Raw genomic sequence first — 436 nt, 5'->3', positions numbered from 1 at the left:
GGCTAAACGACATGCAGGCGGTTGGCCAGGACGGTCAGGGTGTGCTCAAGGCCTACCAGGCCACGAATGGGCAGGAGATCTGAGCGATGGCAACCACCGAACCCCAAGGTATCCCCATGCATACAAAGCTCAAATTCCTGGAAAAGTCAGGCTCGGCAATCGACGGGTTTTGCCTGATCGCGAGCATGTTTATGGTAGGCGCGGACGCCTCAGCACGTTATGTCCTCGGTGCGCCGATCCCCTGGGTCACCGAGTCGGGCGGTTACTACCTGATGTTGGCCGTGTCTTACCTGGCTGCGGCCGATACGTTCCGACGCGGCGACCACATCCGCCTGGAGTTGGTTACCGAGCGCATGGGACCGCGCCTGCGTGCCTGGTTCGACATAGTGCTGTCGCTGCTGAGCGCGATGGTGTTTGCCGTACTCACCTACAGCGC

At 60.8% G+C, this 436-nt stretch carries 1 protein-coding gene; it reads left to right on the top strand.

Annotated elements, in window-relative coordinates; translation table 11 throughout:
* Positions 1–86: 86 nt before the first annotated feature.
* The coding region (locus ACTHTS_RS11325; protein ID WP_440370096.1) for a TRAP transporter small permease at positions 87–436 on the top strand (350 nt) is incomplete at its 3' end.

The organism is Neisseria sp. P0019.S003, from assembly GCF_051957115.1.
Classification (GTDB): domain Bacteria; phylum Pseudomonadota; class Gammaproteobacteria; order Burkholderiales; family Neisseriaceae; genus Neisseria; species Neisseria flavescens_D.
Note: the sequence above shows the minus strand (reverse complement) of the source record. Positions and strands in the feature narration are given on the sequence as shown.